Origin of the sequence: Pullulanibacillus camelliae, assembly GCF_014642655.1 — a bacterium.
Classification (GTDB): domain Bacteria; phylum Bacillota; class Bacilli; order Bacillales; family Sporolactobacillaceae; genus Pullulanibacillus; species Pullulanibacillus camelliae.
Window position 1 is genome coordinate 196764 of sequence record NZ_BMIR01000001.1, and the last position, 26231, is coordinate 222994.

The 26231-nt window shown below is 40.4% G+C and carries 26 protein-coding genes; 6 read left to right on the top strand and 20 right to left on the bottom strand.

Going from position 1 to position 26231, the window contains the following annotated elements:
- Window positions 1-2: 2 nt before the first annotated feature.
- The 12 genes from IEW82_RS00835 to IEW82_RS00890 all read right to left on the bottom strand — a co-directional run bounded on the left by IEW82_RS00835 (window position 3) and on the right by IEW82_RS00890 (window position 13819).
- The gene (locus IEW82_RS00835) at window positions 3-857 is read right to left on the bottom strand and encodes a polysaccharide deacetylase family protein (RefSeq protein ID WP_188687907.1); all 855 of its coding nucleotides are present in this window, start codon (window positions 855-857) and stop codon (window positions 3-5) included.
- Window positions 854-1648, bottom strand: a complete 795-nt coding sequence (locus tag IEW82_RS00840) for an SDR family NAD(P)-dependent oxidoreductase (RefSeq protein ID WP_188687909.1) — start codon at window positions 1646-1648, stop codon at window positions 854-856. The genes IEW82_RS00835 and IEW82_RS00840 overlap by 4 nt, the downstream gene beginning before the upstream one ends.
- A gap of 16 nt (window positions 1649-1664) precedes the next feature.
- On the bottom strand, window positions 1665-2576 hold the full coding sequence (locus IEW82_RS00845) for an ABC transporter permease (RefSeq protein ID WP_188687911.1): 912 nt from the start codon (window positions 2574-2576) through the stop codon (window positions 1665-1667).
- A complete protein-coding gene (locus IEW82_RS00850) occupies window positions 2573-3499 on the bottom strand; it encodes an ABC transporter permease (RefSeq protein ID WP_229672148.1) in 927 nt (308 codons plus the stop codon). The genes IEW82_RS00845 and IEW82_RS00850 overlap by 4 nt, the downstream gene beginning before the upstream one ends.
- A gap of 13 nt (window positions 3500-3512) precedes the next feature.
- Entirely contained in the window at window positions 3513-5081 is a 1569-nt protein-coding gene (locus tag IEW82_RS00855; RefSeq protein ID WP_188687914.1) for an ABC transporter substrate-binding protein, read from the bottom strand.
- Between the two features lie 28 nt (window positions 5082-5109).
- A complete protein-coding gene (locus IEW82_RS00860; protein ID WP_188687916.1) occupies window positions 5110-5499 on the bottom strand; it encodes a RidA family protein in 390 nt (129 codons plus the stop codon).
- Window positions 5500-5511: 12 nt separating this feature from the next.
- Complete coding sequence (locus IEW82_RS00865) at window positions 5512-6165, bottom strand: helix-turn-helix transcriptional regulator (protein WP_229672150.1); 654 nt, start codon at window positions 6163-6165, stop codon at window positions 5512-5514.
- On the bottom strand, window positions 6162-7394 hold the full coding sequence (locus IEW82_RS00870) for a threonine synthase (RefSeq protein ID WP_188687918.1): 1233 nt from the start codon (window positions 7392-7394) through the stop codon (window positions 6162-6164). The genes IEW82_RS00865 and IEW82_RS00870 overlap by 4 nt, the downstream gene beginning before the upstream one ends.
- A 545-nt stretch (window positions 7395-7939) precedes the next feature.
- Window positions 7940-8590: a creatininase family protein gene (locus tag IEW82_RS00875; RefSeq protein WP_188687920.1), complete on the bottom strand. Its 651-nt coding sequence runs from the start codon at window positions 8588-8590 to the stop codon at window positions 7940-7942.
- A 115-nt stretch (window positions 8591-8705) separates the two neighbouring features.
- Complete coding sequence (locus tag IEW82_RS00880; RefSeq protein ID WP_188687922.1) at window positions 8706-10814, bottom strand: BglG family transcription antiterminator; 2109 nt, start codon at window positions 10812-10814, stop codon at window positions 8706-8708.
- 925 nt (window positions 10815-11739) lie between these two features.
- Window positions 11740-12669, bottom strand: coding sequence for a cysteine synthase A (gene cysK, locus IEW82_RS00885; protein ID WP_188687924.1), 930 nt, complete (start codon window positions 12667-12669; stop codon window positions 11740-11742).
- 466 nt (window positions 12670-13135) lie between these two features.
- On the bottom strand, window positions 13136-13819 hold the full coding sequence (locus tag IEW82_RS00890; RefSeq protein ID WP_188687926.1) for a FadR/GntR family transcriptional regulator: 684 nt from the start codon (window positions 13817-13819) through the stop codon (window positions 13136-13138).
- Window positions 13820-14020: 201 nt separating this feature from the next.
- On the opposite strand from IEW82_RS00890, the gene IEW82_RS20170 reads away from it, so the two are divergent.
- The 6 genes from IEW82_RS20170 (at window position 14021) to IEW82_RS00915 (ending at window position 18372) form a co-directional block, all read left to right on the top strand.
- The gene (locus IEW82_RS20170) at window positions 14021-14653 is read left to right on the top strand and encodes a trans-sulfuration enzyme family protein (RefSeq protein WP_268237321.1); all 633 of its coding nucleotides are present in this window, start codon (window positions 14021-14023) and stop codon (window positions 14651-14653) included.
- 16 nt (window positions 14654-14669) lie between these two features.
- A complete protein-coding gene (locus IEW82_RS20175) occupies window positions 14670-15188 on the top strand; it encodes a PLP-dependent transferase (protein WP_268237322.1) in 519 nt (172 codons plus the stop codon).
- Window positions 15189-15218: 30 nt separating this feature from the next.
- Window positions 15219-16703 carry a Na+/H+ antiporter NhaC gene (gene nhaC / locus IEW82_RS00900; RefSeq protein ID WP_188687928.1) on the top strand — a complete coding sequence of 495 codons (1485 nt, stop codon included), beginning with the start codon at window positions 15219-15221 and terminating at the stop codon, window positions 16701-16703.
- Between the two features lie 213 nt (window positions 16704-16916).
- Window positions 16917-17288, top strand: a complete 372-nt coding sequence (locus tag IEW82_RS00905) for a DoxX family protein (protein WP_188687931.1) — start codon at window positions 16917-16919, stop codon at window positions 17286-17288.
- A gap of 55 nt (window positions 17289-17343) precedes the next feature.
- A complete protein-coding gene (locus tag IEW82_RS00910; protein ID WP_188687933.1) occupies window positions 17344-17784 on the top strand; it encodes a MarR family winged helix-turn-helix transcriptional regulator in 441 nt (146 codons plus the stop codon).
- A gap of 39 nt (window positions 17785-17823) precedes the next feature.
- Window positions 17824-18372: an NADPH-dependent FMN reductase gene (locus IEW82_RS00915; RefSeq protein ID WP_188687934.1), complete on the top strand. Its 549-nt coding sequence runs from the start codon at window positions 17824-17826 to the stop codon at window positions 18370-18372.
- Window positions 18373-18913: 541 nt separating this feature from the next.
- On the opposite strand, the gene IEW82_RS00920 is transcribed toward IEW82_RS00915, so the two are convergent.
- The 8 genes from IEW82_RS00920 to IEW82_RS00955 all read right to left on the bottom strand — a co-directional run bounded on the left by IEW82_RS00920 (window position 18914) and on the right by IEW82_RS00955 (window position 26230).
- On the bottom strand, window positions 18914-19558 hold the full coding sequence (locus tag IEW82_RS00920) for a bifunctional 2-keto-4-hydroxyglutarate aldolase/2-keto-3-deoxy-6-phosphogluconate aldolase (protein WP_188687937.1): 645 nt from the start codon (window positions 19556-19558) through the stop codon (window positions 18914-18916).
- A gap of 16 nt (window positions 19559-19574) precedes the next feature.
- Complete coding sequence (locus tag IEW82_RS00925) at window positions 19575-20150, bottom strand: glucose-6-phosphate isomerase (protein ID WP_188687939.1); 576 nt, start codon at window positions 20148-20150, stop codon at window positions 19575-19577.
- A gap of 86 nt (window positions 20151-20236) precedes the next feature.
- The gene (locus tag IEW82_RS00930; RefSeq protein ID WP_188687941.1) at window positions 20237-21181 is read right to left on the bottom strand and encodes a shikimate dehydrogenase family protein; all 945 of its coding nucleotides are present in this window, start codon (window positions 21179-21181) and stop codon (window positions 20237-20239) included.
- 35 nt (window positions 21182-21216) lie between these two features.
- Entirely contained in the window at window positions 21217-22227 is a 1011-nt protein-coding gene (locus IEW82_RS00935; RefSeq protein ID WP_188687943.1) for a phosphotriesterase family protein, read from the bottom strand.
- Window positions 22217-23179 carry a phosphoglycerate dehydrogenase gene (locus IEW82_RS00940; RefSeq protein WP_188687945.1) on the bottom strand — a complete coding sequence of 321 codons (963 nt, stop codon included), beginning with the start codon at window positions 23177-23179 and terminating at the stop codon, window positions 22217-22219. Before IEW82_RS00940 ends, IEW82_RS00935 begins: the two co-directional genes overlap by 11 nt.
- 180 nt (window positions 23180-23359) lie before the next feature.
- Entirely contained in the window at window positions 23360-24157 is a 798-nt protein-coding gene (gene nagB, locus IEW82_RS00945; protein WP_229672153.1) for a glucosamine-6-phosphate deaminase, read from the bottom strand.
- Window positions 24141-25163, bottom strand: a complete 1023-nt coding sequence (locus IEW82_RS00950; protein WP_188687947.1) for a zinc-dependent alcohol dehydrogenase — start codon at window positions 25161-25163, stop codon at window positions 24141-24143. Before IEW82_RS00950 ends, nagB begins: the two co-directional genes overlap by 17 nt.
- Window positions 25164-25198: 35 nt before the next feature.
- Window positions 25199-26230 (bottom strand): zinc-dependent alcohol dehydrogenase, encoded by a 1032-nt coding sequence (locus IEW82_RS00955; RefSeq protein WP_188687949.1) that lies wholly within the window; start codon window positions 26228-26230, stop codon window positions 25199-25201.
- Window position 26231: the final 1 nt, after the last annotated feature.

The window sequence follows — 26231 nt, forward strand, 5'->3', positions numbered from 1 at the left end:
CCCTATCGATCTATCATTTCAGTCAAACATGCATTTTTTCCCTCGACTTCTAAAGATTGATGATAGGCTGCCACCTCTTGGGCCGTTGCCCACCAGATCTCTGAGTCCATTTTTAAATAAGAAATTAATGATTCAAGTGCAAGGATTCTCGACCCGCGCCCACTTAACCAAGGATGCATGGTCAGCATAAATAAGCCACCATATTTTTTGATCCCCTCAAATTCCTTCTTCCAGGTATCAATAACTGTAGCTGGATTAGCTGGCGGATTCACACTGGCTCCGCCGCCAACATAACGATAAAAGATCGCATCATCGAGAAGCCATTGAACAGGAAGCTCCACCATTTGATTAATCCAATAGGGGTGATCAGCTCCCATAAGCGAGCTATCGTAAAGGACTTCATATTTTTTTATCACTTCAAAGGTGTCCTCAGTCATTTCCCAAGAAGGCGACCGATATCCCATTTTTCTTTGCCCTACAATGTGCTCAATGGCCGCTTTTCCCTTAATTAAGGTTTCCTCTATCTTATCTCTAGTCAGCTCATCCACCCGTTCATGAAGATAGCCATGTAGCCCAATTTCATGACCACATTTGGCAATGGCTTCTACAGCCTGTGGGTACTCTTCAGCAGTCACTCCAGGAATATAGAAGCTCCCTTTAATCTCCCACTTTTCGAGCAGTTCTAAAATACGGTAAATCCCCTGGCGTGGACCAAATCTTCTCTGTTCCTTCTCACTGATCCCTTTGCTTTGTGAGTGGCGCGAACGCCACAAGTATGGTGTAATGCCATCAAAATCAAAGCTCAGTACAACGGCACATTTTTTCCCCTCAGGCCATGTGTAACGCACTGAATTCATTCTAAAATCACCTCTTTAAACCGTTCAGGCACATTGAATTTACCTGCTGTTCGTCCTCCATCCACATCAAGTGTTGCCCCGGTAATGAAGGATGCTTTATCCGAACATAAAAACAGAATGGCTTGTGGGGCATCATGAGGTCCCGATGTCCGACCTAATGGAATACTTTTCACCATATTGTCAATATAATCATCGGCAAGAAGACTAACCTCACTTCCTGGGGAAAACCCTGGTCCAACAGCATTAACACGAATATTGAAGGGGGCTAATTCAAGAGAGAAGGCACGCGTCAGCATCGATAAAGCTGCCTTTGCGGTAGAGTAATGTCCACCACCAATTTGTACGCTTTTGGACGCCCCTGAAACGAGATTAATAACTGAACCCGGTATCTCCCTTTGGATCATAAGCCTTGTTAGTTGCTGCGTGAGGAAAAAAGGTGCGCGAACATTGATCCCCATGGATTTGTCCCATTCCTCTATAGACATTTTTAAAAGAAAGTGACGTGGATAGATCCCTGCATTATTTATAATGATATCTGGCGCTCCCCACAATGCTTCAACCTTTTGCACTAGCCCCTGTATGGATTCACTGTCTGTCAGATCACTCGGATGAATAGTAACAGGGACTCCTTTAAGCTTTTCAGCTTGACGCTCAAGCTCTTCCTCTCGAATATCTGTTAACAAGAGCTCTGCACCTTCAGCTGCAAAGGCTTCAGCAATCCATTGCCCATATATGCCAGCAGCACCCGTTATGACAACCTTTTTACCTAGAAACTCACTATAAGAGTCCATATGACTCCTCCTTTGCTTATCGCCTTTTACTTTTCGGGTCCAACCGATCTCTGATATAATCCCCAAACATATTAATGGATACGACAATAAGAAAAATCGCCAAACCAGGAAAGCTTGCTAACCACCAGGCCTGCGTCAGATATTGTTGCCCCTCCGATAACATCGTTCCCCAACTGGCTGTTGGCGGCTGCACCCCTAACCCAATAAAGGAAAGAGAGGCCTCATAAATAATCATTAATCCCACTTCTATCGTCCCAATAACAATAAGCGGCGGAATCACTTCAGGAATGATATGACGGATAATCACGCGACCTGATTTCGCACCAAGAGCTATCACACCCTTAACAAAATCCTGATTTACTGTAGCTAGTGTCTTGCCTTGGGCTACCCTGGCATATCTTGGCCAGCGTACCAGGCCTAGGACAACGATAAGGTTGAACAAGCTTGGACCTAACACGGCCACTGTGAGAATCGCCAGTAATAAAAAGGGAATGGACAATACCATGTCTGCCAACCGCATAATGATCGTTTCAACAATCCTGCCGTAATACCCAGCAATAATGCCAAGCAGGCCACCTATAATCCCTGAAACACCTACCGAACAAAGGGAAACAAGCAAGGAGACACGGGCTCCGTACATGACTCGACTAAATACGTCACGACCTAATTCATCGGTTCCCAACAAATAAGTCCCTGTTGCATTATGAAAGCCAGGATTCTTTAACCGTATGGCTAAATCAGTAAGATTAGGATTATGATTCGCAATCCACCCTGGTGCTAAAGCAACGATTACAAAGATCACGATGATAACGGAAAATGGCAGCATTTGAAACCAATCACGCTTCCAAAATTTAAGGCGTTTTTCCCTTAACGGTAAAGCGGTATTCCTCTCACCAAGCTGAGGTGTTTCGATATTTGGCTTTATCATGAAGCATCTCTCCCCAGTTTAATTCTTGGATCTACTTTGGCATATAAAAGATCAGTGATCAGGTTTACCCCAATAAATATGGCTGAACCCAATAAAACGATCGCTTGAACAAGTGGAAAATCACGTGAAGAGATGGATTGTATGGTTAACTGTCCGAGACCGGGCCAGGCAAAGATGGTTTCAGTAATGACCGCCCCACCTAATAAATTAGCAATTTCCAAGCCAACAATCGTTATGATTGGAATGGCTGAATTTCGAAAAATATGTCTGACGAGCAGTCTGCCCTTACCTACTCCTTTTGAATAAGCCGTTCTTACATAATCCTGATCCAGCTGATCAATCACACTTGATCGCGTCATCCTGGCAATAGTCGCTGTAGATAAGGAGGCTAATGTGATAGAGGGGAGGATGAGGGACTTTATCCCTCCCACCCCAGATGAAGGAAACAGATGAAGATGGACACTCAAAAACATGATTAACAAGATACCTGTCCAAAAGGCCGGCATGCTTTGTCCGATAAGTATAATCGGCATGAGTACCTTTTCTATCCATTTCCCTCTAAAGATCGCCGACAATAGTCCAATTGAAATCCCAAAAAAGAGGGACAGAATGAGAGCACCAAGCGCGAGGTCCAGCGTATAAGGAAAACGACTTGCGATGATATTGATAACTGGAACATTTTGTATATAGGAATACCCCAAATCGCCTTTGAAAATATTCCCAATAAAGTGAAGGTATTGTGTCCCCAATGGTTGATCAAGGCCAAGCTCGTGACGAAGAACTGCAATATCCTTTGCGCTTGCATCCTGTGGCGCCATCAGCTTAACGGGGTCTCCAGAGAGATGCAAGATAAAAAAGACAATCGTCGATACCCCAAGCATGGCTATAATTGCTTGTAATATCCTACGCCCTATATACTTCAATTCGTACACCCCCTCACTCTTTCCATTTCATATCAGCAACAAAGAAGTTCTCTTGTGCATCTGGTTTATATTGAAGATGCTTAGAGCCACCATAGATCGCATAGGCTTGATAAAGTCCAATCCCTGGAACATCATCCTGTAAAATTTGGAAGGCTTTTTGGTAAGCTTCTTTCCTTTGATCCTCATCTGTCGTTGTTCTAGCTTGTTCTACAATAGTATCGAAATTTTTATTAGAATAGCTGCTCCAGATGGTATTGGAATGGAATAATGGATAGATAGTTCCATCGGCGTCTAAGCATGAGCAAGACCAGTTCCCCATCCGAATGCTCCCCCAATTATGAGAAGGATCTTGAACCTTCTTTAAAAATGTAGCTTGATCCGTACTTGCAATCTTAACCTTGATGCCTACCTGTGACAGGTCGCCTTGAATCGCTTGAATCACACGTTGGTCATACGCTGGTGATGAAGCAAATTCAACGGTCACTCCATTGCTATAACCTGCTTCTTTCAGCAATGCTTTTGCTTTACTAGGGTTATAGCTATAACCAGCTATCGAATCCGTGTATCCAAAGGAAACAGGTGTCAGCACTTCTTTAACCGGTTTTCCATAACCATTTAACAGTGAAGAAATCATGGATTTATAATTAATGCCATAAGCTATGGCTTGACGCACCTTTACGGACTTCGTCGGTGTATCACCTAAAGCGTTAAACGCTAAGTAAGCGACGCGTTCCGTTGGGGCTGAGAACACCTTGAGATTAGGATCAGATTTAACCACAGATACATCATCAGGATTGATGGAAAAAGCAATATCTGCTTTACCAGATTGTAGATCTGCCAGGCGGCTCGCTGCGTTTGGAACATTTCTAAAGACAACCTTTTTAATCTCAGGCGCTCCATTCCAATAGTCTTTATTGGCTGTTAAAACCACCTGATCCCCCTGCTTCCATTCACTCAACGCATATGGACCACTGCCCATAGGATGAAGATTGAAGTCCTTATCCCCTTTCTTTTTGACATAATCTTTCGGTACGATGCTTAAGCTCACCAATTTACTTAATAAGGTCGCACTTGGCTTGGAAGTTGTAATAATGACGGTATTACCAGAAGCTTTGACTTTACTAATATCACTAAAGTTGGAGTATTGCGGACTTTTAAATGAGGGATCTAAGATGCGATCTAAGCTAAACTTGACATCATCAGGCGTTAATTTATCACCATTTTGAAAACTGATATCATCACGGATCGTAAATGTCCACTGAGTAGGAGAGTCCTGTTTCCAAGACTTTGCTACCCAAGGAAGAATTTTTTGCGTGTCAGGGTCTCTATGAATGAGGTTATCAAAAATGTTTCGATAAACGGTATAACTGTCTGTATTGTATTGTAAACCGGGATCAAGCGTTGAAGGATCATTAGCCTTATCTACAACTAGCGTGTGTCCTTGAGCAGAATTCTTTCCATTGCCGCTATTGGTTTTGCTGCTTGTATCGTCAGATGGAGCGCTTAAACCTGAACTACACCCCACGAGAACCGCAAGAACTAGAACGATTAAAATTGAGCTAAACCCCAATGCTTTTGACATAACAACACCCCTTTATTTTTTTCTTGGACTATGGTTTGTTAGACTGCAGTGCAATCACTTCCACTTCAATCAATGAATCTTTAGGTAACCGGCTTACCTCTACTGCAGAGCGTGCGGGATAGTAAGTCCCAAAGAAACGCCCGTAGGCTTCATTAAACGAGGTAAAGTGATCCATCGAAGATAAGAAAATGGTCGTTTTCACAACATTCCCTAAGCCGAGTCCATTTGTTTTCAGAATGGCCTCGACATTTTTCATAACTTGCTCTGTTTGTTTCTCTATTCCACCCTCTACCATTTGCTGAGTTTCAGGATTAATAGGCAGCTGTCCAGAAATAAACATAAATGGATCTGAATGCACAGCCTGTGAGTAGGGGCCTATTGCTGCTGGTGCGTCATCTGTTTTAATGGTTTGTAACATATGTATCACTCCTTAAACTCCAAAAGTTGTATCCACTCGAATTTTCTGAAGGTAATTGTAGATGGTGTATTTTGAGACACCCATCATAGAAGCTAGATATTCGGTAGACCCCTTAATAAGGAAGGCACCTTTCTCTTCTAATATCCGAACACATTCAATTTTTTCATCCATTTCTAATAATGTAGGCGCTTTATTAAAGCTTTGCAAAACCTGTCTGACCATATCCTCTACTACATCTTGAACAGAGGTATAAAAATTTTCTGAGCTTTTTTCTTCCTCAGCAATACTTAAAAAGTCGTTGATTTCTGCACCTAATTGAATTAATAAGCTAATATCAATATTGATACATAATGCTCCGATGATCTCATCCTCTAAATCTCTTAGAAAAACAGTTGAGGACTTCATCACATGACCATTTTTCGATACCGTTCTGTAATTTGGGATATCCATAATCTCATCTGAGGGTTTTTTTAATTCCTGTAAAACCAAATCAGTGATAGGTCCACCAATACTTCTCCCCGTTATAGTTCCAGCGACGTATATTAAAGATTCTTCTAAGTTGCGAAAATCGTGGACCGCAACCTCACAATGTGCTCCTAGCATCTCTACTAATATGTCTGCAGTTCGAACAGCCTGCCTAAAAATCAAATCATTATTGCCAGTCACACTTTGACACCATCACTTACCCATTGGAGCTCTTCCTCTGGTTCTAAGGTTGGTACCTCCACCTGAACTGTATTGGGATACTTAAGACCTGTGCCTGTATTTAAGGCTACAACTGTTTCATCTTCTTTAATCCAGCCACTTTCTCGCAAACGTCTGGCAGCGACAAAGGTTGAAGCACCTTCAGGACATATAAAACATCCCTCTAATGCCGCGAGCTGTTCTTGCTCTTTTAATAGCGAAGCGTCATCAATAGCAATCGCACAACCTTTTGTACTATAAAGGGCTTCAAGCACAAGGAAATCTCCTAAGGCTTTAGGCACATTAATACCAAAGGCAATTGTTTTAGAGTTTTCCCAGAACTCCGATTCCTTCTTGTTTTCCTTCCAAGCTTGGACAATAGGAGCGCAACCTTCAGCTTGTACTGCAACAAGTCTTGGTAGCTTCTCACCAATCCAGCCCAGCTCCTGCAATTCAAGAAAGGCCTTATAAATGCCTATGATGCCCACACCGCCTCCAGCAGGGTACAGAATGACATCCGGAGCTTTCCAATTAAACTGTTCGGCAATTTCTAATCCCATTGTTTTCTTACCTTCAATACGATACGGCTCTTTTAATGTAGAAACATCGAAGAAATCATACTTTTGAACCGCTCTGCCGACAATCTTACCGGCATCACTAATCAATCCGTTGACTAAATTCAAATTTGCGCCAGAAACAGCCACCTCTTTTCGAGTGATTTCTGGTGCATCCACAGGCATGACAATAGAAGCTTTAATCCCTCCACGAGCTGCATACAAGGACCATGCCGCTCCAGCATTTCCATTGGTGGGCATAACCAGGTTTTCAATGCCCAGCTCTTTTGCTTTTGAGACACCTACTGCCGCCCCTCTGGCTTTAAAGGTCCCCGTTGGAATAACTCCCTCATCCTTCATGAATAACTTAGGAATCCCCATTTTTCGTCCAGCCTTCTCCATTGATAAGAGAGGCGTCATTCCTTCTCCTAATGTCACGACATTATCAGGGTCCTCCACTGGTAACAATTCATGATAGCGCCACAAATCAGGATTTCTTCCAATAACATCCTTTCTCTCAACCTCTTGACTAAGCGTTTTTAAATCATAATCTACTAACAATGGTGCACCACAAGAACAGAGCTGTAGTTTCTCCTCTTTACTGTACTTCTTCTGGCACTTCGGACAGTGAAGATGTGAAACATAACTATAAGACAACGCCAACCCCTTCTTTCAATGAATAGTTTCAATTCCTTTTTATTAAAAAATTTTAACATTTACAAAATTATTTTAAATATAAATTTTATAAATTTCAATTGTTTTGTAAGAAAATCTTCCGAATTTTTTGTCAGTCATTTTATAACTGCATCAAAATCAAAAATTCGCCCCTCCTTTTATCTTGATTTCATACTCAAAAAACATTATTCTCTAAATATAACTTTTCACATAAAATTACTTGGTATTATACGAAAATAAAATGGAATGGATCTTTTAGAGAAGGACCGTTCCTCCCCATTATAAAAAAATTTTAATAACAGCAAATTTATTTAATTGTCTGTATTATAAATATGCAACACCTATAAGTCAAATTTATTTTACTAATTGAATCCGTTTCATAATAGAAAATGCGCATCATTTTAGAACACCTGAACAAGGTCCCATTCCTTTCTCACCTTGAAAAACCTTGAAAGGCATTTGCCAATCAAGGTTTCAAGTCGTTTATCAAAAATAAAATTTACAACACATCTTCTCAAGGGGTGTTGTTACGCAAGATGCTGCTGTGCATGGGTTAATAACACTATGATGGATTGAAGGGCTGTATATAATTGATGCTCTTGAATAGCCATTTTAGAGTGCTCCAAAACTGCCGTTGTTGTAGAGTCTTTCACAGCATTGAGAGTGGGCGCGGTCCCCTCATATGTATTAGTAACATCTTGGTTACAAGTGCTAACTCCCAGAGGCTCTTGTGTAAGATCGGCGCAAACTAGCATTTCTGGATAATAGAATAGATAGACGCTCATGCTAGGATAATTCTCGTGAAGACGGTGAGCAACCTCTCTCAATGTCTGTTGATTCTCAGGATAACCATTAATCATTACAAGAAGGCGAAAGCCATAAAGATAAAGATTCCTCCCGATATCCACAAGAACATTAATCAAAGTCTCATGACTCATATCAGTATTTTCTGGAATAGACGTAAGGCACCTTACTTGTCCGTATGAAAGTGATGGGAGCTGAAGGCAATCCATTTCTTTTGAAATCCACGTTGCCATGCGTTCAGTTAATTTATTCTCTGTCTCTATGGTCAGTGATGGAATCCGAGATTCCAATCTACCAATTGGAAGCAATACTGTATGCTTTAACTTTTGTATGACCTTTTTAAAATCGAATGCGCCTTTATATTCATATAACACGGAGCCTCCCTCCTTTCACATACGCTAGTCACTTCATCGGGGATGAATGCTCACTCTAATCATTCGCTTATCTATATTCACGTCATTCTGCTTATTGCCCTCACGATAACTTGCATCAATACTTCTGCTGGACAATCGCTAATAAGTCATTCATCGTCTCCGAATGAAGGAGGGCTTCTAATTGAGGTTTCTGGCTCATGATATGGGTTAATTGAGACAATGCTTTTAAATGTCCTTCATCATCTATAGCTGATAAAACGATACAGATGTACACCTTATGTTTTACATCCGGAAATGAAATAGGGTCATGCAATTTTAATAAACTCATGCCAATTTGCTTAGCTCCGTCTTCCGGTTTTGCATGAGGGATGGCCACCCCTGGTGCAATGACCATATGAGAACCCTTTCTATTAACAGAATTGATGATCGCTTTAATATAGCGAGGTTCAATTTTCTTCTGCATTAATAAAGGCTTTGCTGCAATATGTATTGCTTCTGTCCAATGATTTATAGTATCAAGGAACTGAACATTATCACGATGAAGAAGATCTGTCAGCTCTGGCTTGGCTTGATTTAACATGTTGACCTTTTGAGGCTGGTATAAATAATGTTTTAGAGCGCGATTTAAACCTTCTCGATTTCTGATCGAGGCAAACTGAGAAATAATATCCAATAGTGCATCAACGGATTGATTGCGCCTTTTTCCCATAGTCGTGCGCACGACTATTTCCCTTTGGAGTTCTAAAACCTGGGGCTCCGTCAAAATGGGGCTGACAAGAATGACCGGTTTTACTGAATCCTCCAAAGGGGCTGTTGAAATAATGATCGATGCACGCTTTTCCATACGTTTATAGTTTCTAACTGTAGTCAGGCCGATGATTTCTATGTTAGGAAATAGCTCTTCAAGCTGCTGTTGAAGCATTCTTGACGTTCCAACACCATTGGCACAGACGATAAGTGCCCTTATCTTTACTTCTAATCCCATCCCTTGGCGGTGCATCCAACCACCAAAATGCATCGCAAGGAGTGCGACTTCATTTTCATCAATCGTTTTGCCTACCAGCGTACTAAGATGATGAGCAACCTGTTCTGTGATGTGGAATATTTCCGGATATTTCTTTTGAATCTGCCTAGCTATAGGTGTGTTAACTTTGATATCATAAAGCAACCGGTAATAGGCGGGTTTCAAATGTATCAACATGTTACAGGTCATTTTTGTACGTTCCCTAAATTGAACAAATGCCTTTTTCTCAAAATCATCGATCATTTTTTCAATCGTCATAGAGAGGCATTGTAAATGATCCTTTTCTTTTTCTAAGTTATGTAAATGATTGACTTTAGCACTTAAAAAATGCGTTGTAAAATAATCTACTTCTTCTTTTGGGAGTATAATCCCCAGCTTATTTTCAAGATCCTGTGCAAATAATTTCGACAACTCGAACTCTAAAGTGTTTCTAATTACTTCACTCTCTACAGGATCCATACCAACATAGTGACTAAGTTCAATCCTCCTAAGAAAAAAAATAAATCGAATAGCGAGATGCTGATGGACATCATCGGTATAGTCAATCCCCAGCCTTTTTTCACTATTTCGAATCCATTTCATCATCCATTCAACGATATGCTTACGAAGTAATGAAAAGGTGATACCCGTTTTACCGTTTAATAGCATGTGAATATTTGCTCCTGCCCGATTCCACGATTGTTCAGGAAGCAGAAAAGACAGATAATAAGTCATGGCCTTCCTTCTATTTTTCTCGCTTCCTATAATGTGATATCCCCACTCGCGGTCAGACACCAGATTAAGTTGAAAAGCATTTAAAACCTTTTTGAGCTGCTTAATATCTCCACTCACCGTATTTTGGCTGACACGGAGTTGCTCTACCATATCGTCTAAAAAGATAGAATGTGTGGAGCTTAAAAGATATAAAAGCATTAAAGCCTGGCGCTCACGTGCCGTATACTCATACTCCTTTCCTTGAATATCTTCAATATTTTTTTTGACGATATCCTTGATCCCATTTTCCAAATAAAATCCTGCGCTTCTCACCTTTTTAACAGGCGAGAGATTGTGGTCCAAGAGCCAATTGTTGATCTTGTCTAAATCGTAATAAACCGTACGCCTAGATATATTAAAAGTTTCCATTAACCATTGAATCGAAACATAGTTTTCAGCCACAATGAGCTGTTGCAAAATTTCGCTGCTGCGATGATCTAAGGCCATTGGGTCTTGCCTCCCTTACTAGGCCGTCTAGCTTACTACATATTTACTATAAAGTGTGCAAAAAGGATTGTTTAGACCAAATATTAAACAACTTTTTGTGCAATGCATCACCCTTTACTCCTAAGACTTATGACCCTTTTTATAAAGGAATTAGAAAACTTGTCTTGTTCTTCATCGCTTCGCTAAGCACAGCTTGCTGTTCGTGCTTTCGCACTCACACACTAAGGGTGTACTGTATGGGTACTCCTGACGTAAATTTCAATAAATGCGAGCAAGCCTTAAATGTCGAAAGTCAAGGTTACACTTTTACTATCATCCTTTGAGAGCGTCAGTGAAATTATTCTGACAGTATAAAAAAACTCCTATTCCTTTGGTAGACCAAAGGAATAGGAGTTTCATCTCTATTTATGTGACTCATCAATGATCATCATCTATTTTACATCGACATCACTCTTCTTAACAAATGCAATGCGATGGTTGTAAATGATGTGATAATAGCGTTCATGCCTCTTTTATTAATCCCGTTTTCCTCTCATAACCAGCACCTCTCCCGTGTAATAACTAATTCTGAATAACCCTCCAAACTAATAAGGTATCCAAACCATCAGCCTTGACCAGGATCCCTTTTACTTCAAAAGAGCATTTTCGTTCCACCTCCATAAAGTTGAATTTAATTAGGCAATTTAAACTTGGATTATAAGTTGAATAATAAAATAATAATCAACATTTTTTCTTCCTTAAAATTGTTAATTGAAATAATCATATCACGTTTACTTTCTTATATCTGGCCAAAAAATTTCTATAAATAAATCCAATAAAAATAATAAAAGCCATAGGAATCTTTTCAAAGAGCTCCTACGGCTTAAATCCATTTTATTAGTGTTTTTTAACTCTAAAAGTACTCACACACTTACATTAAACCCAATCAGTCTTCTTGGAATAATGGTGTTGAAAGATATCTTTCTCCCGTATCAGGAAGAATGACAACAATGGTTTTTCCTTTATTTTCAGGCAACGCAGCAACAACAGAGGCGGCATGAATCGCTGCCCCTGATGAAATACCGACAAGAAGCCCTTCTTGTTTACCAATGCTTCGAGCCGCAGCAAAGGCATCTTCGTTGCTGACTTGAATAACTTCATCATAAGCTTCGGTGTTCAATACTTCTGGTACAAAACCTGCACCAAGACCTTGAATCTTATGTGGACCTGATTTACCACCAGAAAGGACGGGTGAGGCATCTGGTTCTATTGCAATGGCACGGAACGATGGATTTTTTTCTTTTAATACTTCAGCCACACCAGTAATCGTTCCACCCGTACCGATCCCACTTATTAATATATCAACATTTCCATCTGTATCGTTCCAAATCTCTTGCGCTGTCGTTTTCCGATGAACCTCAGGGTTAGCTGGATTTTCAAATTGCTGTGGCATAAAAGCATTATCTGTTGAAGAGACGATTTCCTTCGCCTTTTCAATAGCCCCTTTCATCCCTTTCGCTCCCTCTGTTAGCACTAAATCAGCACCCAATGCTTTAAGAAGGTTACGGCGTTCAACGCTCATGGTCTCAGGCATAACCAAGGTGCACTTATAGCCTTTTGCTGCGCAAACAAAGGCTAAGGCAATTCCTGTATTCCCACTTGTTGGCTCAACAATACGTGTGTCTTTATTAATTTTTCCTGTCTTTTCTCCCGCTTCAATCATTGCGTTACCAATGCGATCTTTGACACTGCCTAGAGGATTGAAATATTCAAGCTTCCCTAAGACCTCCGCACCGGTGTCATCACTGATGCGATTTAGTCTTAAAAGCGGTGTTGAACCGATTAGCTCTGTTAAATTTTTAGCAATCTTCGGCATTAAGAGCCCTCCTTTTATAATTCCAACTATCTCACTATGAATTATATCAATGAATATTCAAAATTACCATTAAATAGACCAAATCTTAATGATTTTTTTACTTATAAATGTAAAAAACACTACAAATAAAGCGCTCTCATTATAAAACAACCTATTCTACACAAATAAAAAATTAAAAGGCTCTGCTTGCTGGTCATATATCAAGAATAAGCATAATACTCTACTATTGAATTTCAAGTCTATCCCTTATCAAATTCATATGATAAATAGAACTGGGTGCAGCAACGCTCAGTTTATCGCTGCTCACATATCACAGATTCAGTTACCTACTACTTTTTTATTATCGAGACGATGGTCGCACAACATCCCTTTAATGTTGAGTAACAGTTAATCCAATGGTGAGCATTGCTTCTGTCGCCATAAGCAAACACCTCCTTTTTGAGGAAGTGTCAATCGCCTTTTCTATCTATACATTCAGTATCGCTGTTTTTACAGAGCCCATCAGGTTATTAAAGGCTTCGCGAGCACTGGGCAAATCTTTATCCTTTATCGCATTTAAAAGGACCTGATGATAAGGGAAACTTTCATCAAATATATCGTGAACGCCAAAGGGTTCATTAAAAAACTCGTTAAAAGTATCGGATACAGAATCAATAATGCTTAGTAAAAGGGCATTTTTTGCAGCTTTATACAGTGCATGATGGAACTGAGCATCTGCCTTATTCGCCTTTCTTCTTTCACCGGATTGAATATATTTTCTATATTCTTGGAGATGAAAATCCATTTCATCAATGTCCTCCTGAGTCGCCTTCTCTACGGCCAAATCAACGGCTTTTCCTTCTATCGCCATTCTGACATCTAAAGCCTCAAGGAGGAATTCTTTTTCGTTCTCAATATCCAAAGTCGTTTGTATCGAAAAGGGTTTAACCTCCTTAACAAAGATCCCTTTTCCGTTCAAAACTTCGATGAACCCCTGTGTTTCTAAAAGCTGCAAGGCCTCTCTTAGCGATGATCGTCCTATGCCTAGCATTGTTATAAGGGTATCCGCTGGTGGCAATCGATCCCCTTTTTTTAGATCCTCTTGCTTAATATAATTTTTGATTTCCTCAGCCACTCGTTCTGATAAACGCTGTTTTTTGAGTGCTTTCATATAGACACCTCTAAATCACTGAAATAACTATCTCGTCATTGGTCATATTCTATAAAAATTATAGCATAGTCGCTCAACAGGTATTTTTCTGAAAAATTTATGCTTTCATACAGCCTGCAAGTATGATAATCTAGAAACAACATCATAACTCACAATCATCTGAGATTGGATTTATATTTTACAAAGGAGATTCGCACATCTATGACACTGACTGATGAAAAAATATGTACCGATTTAGACTTAGACGCCTCTCAATATCACGGAGCGGTCTCTCCTCCCATCTTTCAAACCAGTTTATTTACATTCGATTCGTTTGAGAGCTTCACCGAATCACAAAAACAAGAAAGAGAGAAATATGTGTACTCACGGGGGGTTAATCCGACGGTCAACCTTTTAGAAAAAAAGTTGGCTCAATTGGAAAGAGGCGAACAATGCAAATGCTTTGGCTCTGGCATGGGTGCCATTAGTGCTGTCTTCCTCTCTCTCTTGCAGAGTGGTGACCACGTTTTATTTGTGAACAACATCTATGGACCGACATCCCAGCTACTAAAACATCTAGAAAAATTCAATATTGAGCATGACGTGGTCGATCACAACCTGAAAAATGTTGAAAGCGCCATTAAAGATAATACAAAAATCATCTATGTTGAAAGCCCTGGAACCATGTTAATGAAAGTCGTGGATTTAAAGGCCTTAGCGACGTTAGCCAAAAGCCGAGGCATTATCACAGCTATTGATAACACTTGGTCCACCCCGTTATTCCAAAAACCGATAGAACTGGGTATCGATCTCTCCATTCACTCTCTGACAAAATATCTCGGGGGGGCACAGTGATGTTGTTGGGGGAGCGGTGATCGGGAGTCACACATTAATCGATACGATCTTTGAATATGGGCATCAGCTCAACGGATCAGTGCTCGGTCCTTTTGACGCCTATCTCATTCTACGAGGTCTCCGTACACTGCCGGTAAGAATGGCCCAACACCAAGCAAATGTGTTTAAAGTCATCGAGTATCTCAAACACCAGGAGGATGTCACAGCCATTCATCACCCGTATGTGGAATCTGGTGAAATGCAAACTATCGTAAACTCACAAATGCTCGGCTACTCTGGATTACTCAGTTTCGAGTTAAGGCAGGCACATTTTGAAGGGGTTTCCAAGTTTATTGATGCCCTCCGTTTATTCAAAATCGGGGTCAGTTGGGGAGGATTTGAAAGTCTCGTGAATAGCCCCATTAAAAATGACAACGAAGCCCAATTAAGAGAACAAGGTATTCCTTTAGGGCTCATTCGCCTATCTATCGGACTTGAAGGAGCAGAAGCTCAGATCGCTGACCTTGAGCAGGCCTTTAAAAGATTAACCACTTAAACCATAATTCTTTGGAAGGATGATAAAGTTATGAATAATACTGAAGAAGTAAGACTCCCATCACTGGGATTAGCTCTTATCCCTATCATCATTTCTATCGCTATTTTCGTTATTGGCATCGGTATATTAAAGTATCCCGCAGAGATCATGCTTGTTTTCTCAGGCATCATCTTTTGCCTCTTTGCAATTGTTAACGGTAACAAATGGGATACCATTATCACTGTGATGGGCTCGAAGATCAAAAAAGCCCTTCCTGCCATTCTTATCCTCTTAAGCATTGGCTTACTTATTGGCAGCTGGCTCATTTCGGGTACTATACCCTATTTTATCTACTATGGTCTTAAAATTATCGATCCTAACTATCTCTATCTTATGGCCTTTATTGTTACCGCCATCGTCTCAACCTGCACAGGGACATCATGGGGGGCAGCGGGAACAGTCGGTGTTGCCTTAATGGGCATCGCTCAAACCATGGATCTCTCTCTGGCTATTACTGCTGGAGCCGTCGTCTCTGGGTCTTACTTTGGCGATAAGCTCTCCCCACTTTCAGACACCACCAATATGAGCTCTCTTGCAGCGGAAGCCAATATCTATGAGCATATTAAACACATGCTATTTACAGCCATCCCCTCGTCCATTATCGCTATAATTGTGTTTTTTTCTGTTGGTCTAGGCACGAATACTCATGATACAAATTTAACACACGTGCAAGATATGCTTTCTACCATGACAAAGCTTTTTAATTTGAATATCCTGCTGCTCATTCCACCTATTATTGTGCTTATTGGCTCATTAATGAAAAAATCACCTTTGATCGTATTATTTATCTCTTCTCTAGCAGCTATGATTCTGGCGCTCTGCTTTCAGCCTGTCTCATTGGGCAATATATTTACTGCTGCCGTTGAAGGGTTTAATGTTGATATTTTAAAAGAGTCCATCCCTTCCTTAGACCCCAGTATTATTACAGATGATGTTAAATCATTGCTCAACCGTGGTGGTCTTTATTCAATGTATAACTCAACTGCCTTTATATTCTACGCCTTTTTCTTTGCATCAGCATTAGAGGTATCTGGCTCTCTCAAAGTCGTCTTACAGCACATCATTAAATATCTTAGGTCAACCGGAAGTATTATTTTAGCAACACTTGTGACAGGGTTTGCAACAATTTGTTGTACATCCAATGCACTCGTGACCTTTTTCTTAATCAAAGATATTTATGGTGATGTCTTTAAAAAGAAAGGCCTCCATCCCGTTAATTTATCGCGAAGCATGGAGGATTCAGTTACGATTACCGAGGTATTAATGCCGTGGACAGTCTCTGGGGTGTTTATTGCTACCACACTTGGGGTTGATAACTTTACGTTCCTGCCTTGGTCTATTTTCAACTTAGGTGGCTTCGTATTTTCTGCACTTTATGGTTTCCTTTCTCCACTTACCCGTGGCTTTGGCATTCGAAAGTTAGAGGGAGGAGAAACCAGCAATTCAACATCCTCAGGTCAGAGTCCTTCAGTTTAAAAGCACTATAGGGAGTTCTACCAGTGGCTTTAGCCAGCCAATTATCACTTTCCATCTAAACAGCACCTAAAACTAAATTTCGCTATACCCACCTTACTGGCCTCATTGCTCAGATAAGGTGGTTTTTTTCTCGTGAATTTTTTGTTGACATACATATAGCCTAATGTTAGGCTATATTTATCCTAAAATTAGGCTATATTTAGGATAAATGGAATGAAGACAAAGGAGGTGGCACTTATAGAGAGCTTATCGATTATTCTTCAGATTATATTAGGGCTTGGGTTTCTCATGTTTGGTTTTATGAAGTTTGGAACAAAGCAAATGAAGGATGAATTTCAGCGTTATGGCTATTCTGATGCTTTTAGATTCGTTACAGGTTTGGTCGAAGTTTTAGCGGCCGTCCTCGTTATTTGGGGAATCTGGACTCATGAATTAGCTATATATGGGGGTATATTAATTGTGCTCACCATGTTAGGCGGGATTTTTACCCACATTAAAATTAAAGATGCTGTAAACAAAATGACCATGCCGATTATTCTCTTACTGTTAGGTCTAGTCGTGTTATTCATAAATGGGTTAAACTAGTAAATGTGCTAGTCCGACAAGGGCATCACTTCTATAGTCAATAGGGGGTCAGAGAATGCAAGAACAAAGTGAATTGGATCTCAGATTATTTAGGATTTGGATGAAAGCTTCTAAAGCAGTGGCTCTCAATATCCAGAAGGATATTGAGAGCTATAGCATTAGTAATGATAATTTTATGATTCTGGAACTCCTTTATAGTAAAGGGCCTCATCCTGTCCAAAAAATTAGTGAGACTTTCTCTATTCCTAGTGGAAGTATTACCTATGTCGTAGATAAGTTAGAAAAGAAAGGATTAGTAGAAAGACAGCCAAACCCGAATGATAGAAGAGCCTCTAATGTCGTACTCACAGAAACAGGAAAGGCACTTTTTGATGATATTTTTCCAAAACACGTGGCCACCATTTCAGAAAATCTGTCTTTTATCTCGAATGAAGAAAAAGAGCAGCTGATTGATCTGTTAAAGAGAATTGGAATGGGTGCGCAACATTTAAAATAGCAAAATCTCAATTAAAACACTTAACTGGAGGAGAATACAATGACAAATGAAAAATTAAATATAGGAATTATTTTAGGGAGCACACGACAAGGACGTTTAAGTCCACAAGTTGGGGAATGGTTAAAAGACATTGCCGATCAACGTGAAGATGCAAACTATGAACTTGTAGATATTACCGATTACCAATTACCCTTTTTAGGCACTACGGATGGAACAGAACCAGGGATTGCTGCCTGGAACGAGAAACTTGCAAGTTTAGATGGCTTCGTCTTCATCGTTCAAGAATACAACCACAGTATTTCTGGAGCGTTAAAAAATGCCCTTGATTTTGCGCGTGAGCCATGGAATAACAAGGCTGCTGGAATTGTTAGTTATGGGTCAACAGGTGGCGCTCGTGCTGCTGAACATTTAAGAGGGATTTGTGGCGAATTACAAATCGCAGATGTAAGAACACATCCGACCTTATCTTTATTTACAGACTTTGAGAACTTTGCAACCTTTAAACCCGCTGAATTACATCTTGAAAATGTCACAGCAATGCTTGACCAAGTCATAGCTTGGAGCGGTGCATTAAGAACACTAAGATAACTTTAACACAATTTTAATTCAAATTCGGATGTCAAATACGACTTCAAAAGTGTATTGATGTCCGTTTTTTATTCCTCTTAAATAATGCTTCACTCATAACTAAAAAGGCGCCAGTCATGCTGAGATTGAGCATGACCTGGCACGTTAGAAGCCACTGGGAAGCGTCCACCCGTTAATATGAAGTATAAATTCATGTGTAAGTAAGAAATACAGATAATTTCTTACTTACACACATGACTTTCTATCCTTAACACTCATTTATAAATTCGCTTTCCCTTACCCTTTTCTTCTATTTGATTGAGAATTTCATTAAGCTCCTGGTGGGCGGCGCCGAACAAATGCACCCTAACCTGATTTTCGTAAGCCAAAGTCACTCCAAACATCTATCGCTTTCAAGCGCCTTAAATCTTTCAAGTTTCGGAACCTTTTAATATAACGTCATGCTTAGGTTTAAAAAGCTTCATCCACTTTATACCAAGGGCTATGCAGAACACACTGAACACATAACAGTGTTAAAGCATTTATAGCTGAAGTAAACGGGTTAACTGGATCTGGTCTCTCCGATCTTATGTACAAAACGTCCTGCAAGTTCAGTTATCTTCTTGAAATCACCGGTTTTTGCAAAGGATGTTAAGGTTCCGCCTACCCCCACAGCCACTGCTCCCGCTTTTATCCATTGTTCAACATTATCAATACTTACACCACCGGTCGGCATAAGATTAGCTTGCGGGAGCGGCCCATGAATGGACTTAATGATATTTGGTCCAAAAGCTTCCCCCGGAAATACCTTCAAGATATCTGCTCCAAGTTCCATAGCTTCGACGACGCCATCAATGGTCATCACACCCGGCATGTATGGAACCTGATATCGATTGCATAATCTGAGACTTTGCTCATCAAGATAGGGACTTACTACATATTCAGCCCCTGAAAGCAATGCAATCCTTGCTGTTTCCGAATCCAATACAGTCCCGGCTCCAATAATAATTTCATCTTTATACTCTTTCACTAATTCTTCAATCACCCGGCTGGCACCCGGAACTGTATAAGTTATTTCGATTGCAGCCGCTCCACCTTTTAAACAAGCCTCAGTAATTTTTTTTGCTTCCTCAGAACTGCTGGATCTGACGACAACAACTAACCCTGACGCCGTAATGCTATTGATAACTTCCCATTTTTTCCTCATCTGTTTGACTCCTTTTTTACTTCCATTTCGGATTATCTATGATTTCTGGCTTTCCATCCTTTTCGATGACAAGCTTTCTATACCCTTTGGTTTCAATCGTTCCATAATCATGACCAGCATCTGCACGAAAGGTAAAGAAGGTGACAAGTGGCTCTGTTCCCAAATTGATGCTTCTATGAGCATAACGAGGGGGAACATAAACAGCTTGCCCTGGAATAAATCTTTGCAGATCCCAGTCCCCTTCTGGATTTTCCAATAACATTGCGCCCTCACCACTCAAGCAATAATAGACCTCTCCAGTCTCTAAGATGGTATGAAAATGCCCTTTTGTCATATAATATTCATTGCCGACTTTTCCTGGATAAACGATACTGGTACCAAATAAGAGATTGCCAGATGTTTCTGGTAAGTCCAGCTCATAAAATTCATAAACAAGTGGATCACCGCTTTGCACTGCTGCAGCAAACGCAGCATCATCGGCATACATTCCCTTCATTTTTGATAAATGACGCTTGGTTGATTTCGTTGATTTCGATAGTCCAGTGACAAGATCAAAATCAAGATTAAATGGCTTCACATTAGTTTCTGTCATTTTTAGCACCCCTATTATTTGCTTCATTAATTAGTAATAACCTGCATTGCATTCCCACTCAAAGGTCATAAATCTCTAAACCTCATTCACTTATTTAATTGATTGGAAATCCGCTCAATTTCCTCAAAGACAGCACCCGTAATATCTATATGAAAAACTTCAGAAACAACCTGCGTCCAGCCATGAATGAAATAGATCCACCCATCCTCCACATGCAAATTTTTTTCTGTTTGTTGTTGAAGGGCCTGATGCATAAAATCGAGCTCTCCACGATAATTCAACTCCCAAACCAAACTATGCTTTGGAAAAATACCGTTGTCCGTTAGTGGCGAACCAGGACGATCCTTCCCTAATCCTGTGGCATTTATGATGAGAGAATGCGGTTTGATTTGTTCCAAAATCGCATCGTTACATTCTGCCTCTGGTGTTAAATGATACTCTGTCGCAATATGAGGGTTAATTTCTTGAACAATGCGTTTGATTTCATCAAGGCGTGGTTGGCTGCGATTAGCCACAATAACTTTTGATGGGATATTTTCACCATTTTTTTGATCTAATAAATAGGAACAAATGGCGATTGCACTGCCGCCAGCACCCATAATAAATAATTCCCCGCTGTGATCCTTCCAAAAATTCTTGGGAATAAAGCTCTCCATCGCTAAACCACTGGAAATGGGGTCCTTTGCATAGCCTTCCAGTTTGCCATCTCTTTTTGAAATTGACGATAATTCACCAAACATCATTGCATATGGATCAAGATAATCAAATAAATCCTTCGCAGCGTGATACAAATCAATCTTGTGTGTTGTCACAAGTGCGCCAAGAGACAGCTCATCATTTTTTATAAACTCAACAACCTCACGATAATCTTGAGGAGCTGCATGAATATCAAGATCAATCCCCTTAAGAACGGCATCCTTTAGACCCAATGATTGCGCCCAGAGGGGGAACAGGCGCATAATCGATGATTTCGTCGTCGTGACGCCTATAAAATACATCGTTGGTTGTGTTGCTTTTTCAGGTAATTTCATCAATCATTCTCCTCACAAATAAAATTTATGCTTCATTAGTTACGAGATCTTTTACTAAATGCTCTGGCAGGATTGGCATACATGATCTTGTAAATAATTTCTTTGGATATACCCTGGATCTCAAGCTTCGGAAGAAAATGCTTGGACAAATAATCTAAGCCTAACTCTCCACCATAACTCTTCAACCTTTTTCTCGTGGTATCTAACCCAAACAATATTTGATCTTCATGCCCAGCCTCGATAAGTTTTAAAATAATCTCAACTTCCTCCTCATCGGAATGGTATTTGAATCTTCCGATGGTATCTAGCTCTAAAAAGACTCCTGTGCTCGCTACATGAAGGAGATAATCCACATTGTCCATTTGCCGATCCAAATGACAAATGATCAATTGGTCAGCTGGTAGGCCAAAGTCTGAATAAAGTTTAATTTGATCTAAGGCTGCTCGCCCCATTTCAGTATGACTCATGATTGGAATCCCTGTTGCTTTTGCAGCATGAGCTGCTGCTTTAAAAAGGCGATAAACAGGGCCACCCACCCCTTCAAAATCAGAGGCCGTTTTAATAAGACCTGCCTTTGCTGTAAGCTGTTCCTTTGGCCACCCATTTTCTCCATCGCTATACATTCCATTTTGTATCTCATCTATAAATAATTGGGTGAGTCCTTCATCATTTGAAGTATAGATCCAATGATCCTTTGGATAAAAAACCAGTTTATGAAAACCAGTGGAAGCAATGATCTGAACACCTGTTTTCTGCGATGCTTCTGCTAACCATTTGCTGTTACGTCCACTACCAACGGGTTGAGCATCGACAATGGTCCTTCCACCGACAGATTTAAATAATGTTAATTCTTCAACCGTCTTATCGAAGTCATCAATTTTTAATGCGGGATCAATGGTTGTTTGATGCCCCCCCTTTAAAAAGAGGTGCTCATGACTATGGCAAAAGCCCATTTCTGACGGCATTATTGCACCTGTTACAGTCATGATTGTCCTTTGCTCCTCTTGCTTTTTACTCCTTCTTAGCTCGCTAAAGTTAGTGGCCATTTTTTACCTTCCTTTGAGCTAATAGTTTAATAAGGTTTTCAGTTGACACCATTACCATTCTTTCAACCGATTCATGAGTGTAAGCACCAACATGTGGTGTTAAAATAAAATTGGGTAAGGCAACTAATGGGTCTCCTTGATTCGGTGGCTCCGTTGAATAAACATCTTGTGCCGCAAAAGCCAAGTCTTGTTGCACAAGCGCTTCATAAAGGGCTTTTTCGTCTACCAATTCCCCACGAGAGGTATTAATTAAAATAGCCGTAGGCTTCATTAATTTAAACATCTCAGCATTCATTAATCCTTTCGTCTCCTCAGTTGCAGGTAAATGAAGCGTAATGATGTCAGCTTCCCTCAGCATGCCTACAAAATCCTCCTTTCTTTCAATACCATAATGATCAAGGAAAGCTTGATCATTAAAATAAGGATCATAGATCGCCACCTTCATCCCAAGCCCAATGGCTCTTTTGGCGACCTCCCTTCCAATTTGACCTCCACCAACAACGCCAAGTTTTTTATCCGTCAATTCAAACCCTATCGTACGTTCCCATGAATGGGATTTAACCTTTGCGACGACTTCTGGTATATGTCGCGCGCAGGCAAACATCAGTCCGATAGCATGTTCAGCGACAGAAATTGCATTTGTTCCCGCTGCATTTTGGACACTAATTCCCAATTTTTCTGCTCTTTTAAGATCAATGTTATCCATGCCTACACCGTATTTTGAAATAGCGCGCAACGCCTGACACTGATTGAGCACTGCTGCTGGAAGGGGATCAACACCAACAATGATACCCACCACATCCTCCTTTGCAACCTCAATGATTTCCTCTTCCGTCATTGTGCGTCCAAAAGTATTCTCGATAATCTCATAGCCCTCCTCTTCTAACAACTTGTGGGCTTTCTCTTTATAATTACGATACGATTTTGGAGTGATTAATACTTTATTTCCCATTCCCGCTCTCATCTCCTGCTTGGTGAATTTTCTTTAGAACTTTTATCTGATTATCATTTTGTAACTATGTTACTACATAGTATGCTAAAAAAATGATTTTAAAACGGTGACCTATAAAATTGGCATTGCCCATAGACTCAATGACTTATAGTAATTAAACGTGTTCATCCTCTTTTTCAATCATTCTTCACTCGTTAATAATGCCGCCGCGTCTTTATCTAAATAAACATCGAGATTGCGATGGAGCTGTAATAAGGAGCCTGGCACCATTGTATCAATAGGTCCTGTAAAGACCCTTTTTAATATTTCTGCCTTTTCAATGCCTTTTGCGATAAATACAATTTTCTTGGCTCGCATCATGGCCCCTACCCCCATGGTTATTGCATGCCTCGGTACATCAGCAAGTGAAGGAAAATCTTTAGAATTCACCTGCCTCGTTTCCTCAGTTAGGGGAACCACATGTGTCTTTGTTTGGAGAACACTTTCTGGTTCATTAAAACCGATATGTCCATTTAATCCCACACTTAAAATTTGAACATCAAGTGGCCCCGCATGATTTAGCAAAGCCTCATATCGGTTAGCCTCTGCTTCAAGATCAGCTGCTTTGCCATCTGGAATATGCGTGTGTGCTTCTGGGATGTTAACCTTCGAAAACAAGTGTGTCTTCATAAAATGATAAAAGCTATTGGGGTGGTCCCTGCCTACCCCCACATACTCATCTATATTAAAAGAAGTGATATGCTCAAATGATACGTGTTTCATTTCATATAAATAGACCAATTTTTTATAGAGACCCACTGGACTATGACCCGTAGCTAAGCCTAACTTAGCATGTGGCTTTGCCCCTATCACCTTTGCAATATCTTTTGCCGCCGCCAGATCTAACGCCTCTTCAGATTCAAATACTTTAAGATTTATGGCTATTACCTCCTTGATGAAAAGGGATAGCTGCTTAAAAAGCCTACTCTTCCATTTCAATAATGACCTTCATCGCCTTGTCTTTTTGTTCATCAATGATCTTATAAGCTTCCGCATAGTCCCCAAATTTCACGCGATGCGTCACGAGCAAATCCACTTCAATGCGTTGCTCTTTTACGAGTTCAATCGCTTTGATATAATCTTCTTCTCTATACATGGCACTCCCAACAAGTGACAATTCATGGTCTTGCACGAAGCCCATATTAATTGCTCCTAAATCAGCAAATACGCCCACGACCACAATTGTACTCCCTTTACGGGCATAATCTATGGCCTGCTTCATTGTTGGATTAATACCAATACATTCGAAAATATAATCCGCTTTGTCCGCACCAAAATGTTGATAAATGGCTTCAAGCAAATCTTCATTCTGTGCATCGACGGTCTTAATGCCACACCTTCGAGCAACCTCTAACCGATACGGACTGAGCTCGGAAATAAGAACCGCTTCAGCTCCCATTGCTTTTGCAGTTTGAGAAACTAAGTTACCAATCGGCCCTCCACCTAAAACCAAGACCCTCTTCCCTTTAATATCACCTGCACGTCTTACCGCATGAACAGCAACAGCAAGCGGTTCAATAAAAGCCCCCTGCTCCCAGCTCATGCCCTCGGGTAAAGCGATGGCTTTATTGGCATCAACAACAAAATATTCACTCGCCATTCCCGTTGTTTGGAAGCCCATCACCTTTAGCTCTTCGCAATCATTATACATTCCATGAGTACAGGGATAACATTTGCCACAAACAACTTGAGGCTGTATCGTGACTTTGTCTCCAATAGCGACATGCTTAACATCAGAGCCGATCTCAACAACTTCAGCCGATATCTCATGTCCTTGGACAACAGGATAACTTGTATAGGGGTGCTTACCATGATTGACATGGACATCTGAACCACAAACACCAATGCGCTTTATCTTAATTTTAATTTGGTTGGATTTTACTTCTGGAATCGGAACCTCACGAAATTCAATCGTTCCAGGCTGAGTCATAATCGCTTGTAACATAATGTTGCTCCTCTCTTAACTTTGTGTTAAGCCAATTAGTAAGTGATAATAGCCTTTTTTAAAACGTCATGTCTAGCCACTGTTTGAAAAGCCTCTAAAATATGATCAAACTTATAATAATCTGATATGAAGTCTTTTAATACAAGCCTTCCAGCTCTTATCCATTCTAAAATCTGTGCGTAAGCCTCCCCCTCTTCAAGCTTAGAGGGCATTTGTTGAAAATTGATTTTCCAATTATACGGTCCCTTACTCCAATCAAGCTGCATTTGATTATTTTTTGGAACACCATAGCAAAGGATTTCACCACGATCACATATGAGCTCTAAAGCCTCATTGATAATATCAGTCGAGCCCACCGCATCAAGCACATAATTCACACCCTTTGGAAAAAGCCTGTGAATCTCTTCCGCGTAATTCACTTCTCTGCTATTAAAGACTGTCTTGGCCCCACTCGCTAATAGCACTCTTTTTTTCTCTTCACTTCTAGCTACTCCAATAATTTGATTGATCCCTTTTAATTTCATCAGCTTAATGAAGGTCAAGGCTACTGGGCCGCTGCCAAATACGACAACACTATCCTTTTCTTTGATGCCAAAATAGTTTATGTTGCTGAGCACTTCTCTAAGCGTGACCAGCATGGCAGCATCTACAGGATCAATATCTTTTGGAACGATTTGCTGGGCATATGCAACCTCTGGAATTTGCTCCTCTTCATAACAAGCCTTATCGTTGATTACGCCATATTCACTAAAAGCCCCCCAAGCAGAACCTAATGCACCATATAATTCTTCATCAGCATCATTAAAGGGCAATAAGACAACATCCCCCACTTTAAAGCTTTTAACCTCAGCACCAATTTCGACAACTCGTCCTACACCTTCATGGCCAAGCATCAAGGGATAATCTTCCTTCGGAAACCCCTTAAATCTTGAGTGAATAAGGGTAGAATCCGTTCCACAGATTCCACAGCTAATCGTTTTTACTAGTGCCTGTTTAGAGTGAAAGCTTGGGATCGGTATTTCTCTAACTTCTAATTGACCGTCAGAGTGAGTCACTAAGGTCTTCATG

Excerpts from the sequence above, each read along its gene's own strand:
- IEW82_RS20170 (WP_268237321.1), top strand. The coding sequence starts at position 14,021 with ATGACACTGACTGATGAAAAAATATGTACCGATTTAGACTTAGACGCC.
- IEW82_RS00840 (WP_188687909.1), bottom strand. The coding sequence starts at position 1,648 with ATGGACTCTTATAGTGAGTTTCTAGGTAAAAAGGTTGTCATAACGGGT.
- IEW82_RS00860 (WP_188687916.1), bottom strand. The coding sequence starts at position 5,499 with ATGTTACAAACCATTAAAACAGATGACGCACCAGCAGCAATAGGCCCC.
- IEW82_RS00890 (WP_188687926.1), bottom strand. The coding sequence starts at position 13,819 with ATGAAAGCACTCAAAAAACAGCGTTTATCAGAACGAGTGGCTGAGGAA.
- IEW82_RS00920 (WP_188687937.1), bottom strand. The coding sequence starts at position 19,558 with ATGAGGAAAAAATGGGAAGTTATCAATAGCATTACGGCGTCAGGGTTA.
- IEW82_RS00955 (WP_188687949.1), bottom strand. The coding sequence starts at position 26,230 with ATGAAGACCTTAGTGACTCACTCTGACGGTCAATTAGAAGTTAGAGAA.
- IEW82_RS00835 (WP_188687907.1), bottom strand. The coding sequence starts at position 857 with ATGAATTCAGTGCGTTACACATGGCCTGAGGGGAAAAAATGTGCCGTT.
- IEW82_RS00845 (WP_188687911.1), bottom strand. The coding sequence starts at position 2,576 with ATGATAAAGCCAAATATCGAAACACCTCAGCTTGGTGAGAGGAATACC.
- IEW82_RS00855 (WP_188687914.1), bottom strand. The coding sequence starts at position 5,081 with ATGTCAAAAGCATTGGGGTTTAGCTCAATTTTAATCGTTCTAGTTCTT.
- IEW82_RS00940 (WP_188687945.1), bottom strand. The coding sequence starts at position 23,179 with ATGGGAAATAAAGTATTAATCACTCCAAAATCGTATCGTAATTATAAA.
- IEW82_RS00925 (WP_188687939.1), bottom strand. The coding sequence starts at position 20,150 with ATGACAGAAACTAATGTGAAGCCATTTAATCTTGATTTTGATCTTGTC.
- IEW82_RS00935 (WP_188687943.1), bottom strand. The coding sequence starts at position 22,227 with ATGGCCACTAACTTTAGCGAGCTAAGAAGGAGTAAAAAGCAAGAGGAG.
- IEW82_RS00905 (WP_188687931.1), top strand. The coding sequence starts at position 16,917 with ATGAAGACAAAGGAGGTGGCACTTATAGAGAGCTTATCGATTATTCTT.
- IEW82_RS00880 (WP_188687922.1), bottom strand. The coding sequence starts at position 10,814 with ATGGCCTTAGATCATCGCAGCAGCGAAATTTTGCAACAGCTCATTGTG.
- cysK (WP_188687924.1), bottom strand. The coding sequence starts at position 12,669 with ATGCCGAAGATTGCTAAAAATTTAACAGAGCTAATCGGTTCAACACCG.
- IEW82_RS00950 (WP_188687947.1), bottom strand. The coding sequence starts at position 25,163 with ATGTTACAAGCGATTATGACTCAGCCTGGAACGATTGAATTTCGTGAG.
- IEW82_RS00910 (WP_188687933.1), top strand. The coding sequence starts at position 17,344 with ATGCAAGAACAAAGTGAATTGGATCTCAGATTATTTAGGATTTGGATG.
- IEW82_RS00915 (WP_188687934.1), top strand. The coding sequence starts at position 17,824 with ATGACAAATGAAAAATTAAATATAGGAATTATTTTAGGGAGCACACGA.
- nhaC (WP_188687928.1), top strand. The coding sequence starts at position 15,219 with ATGAATAATACTGAAGAAGTAAGACTCCCATCACTGGGATTAGCTCTT.
- IEW82_RS00930 (WP_188687941.1), bottom strand. The coding sequence starts at position 21,181 with ATGAAATTACCTGAAAAAGCAACACAACCAACGATGTATTTTATAGGC.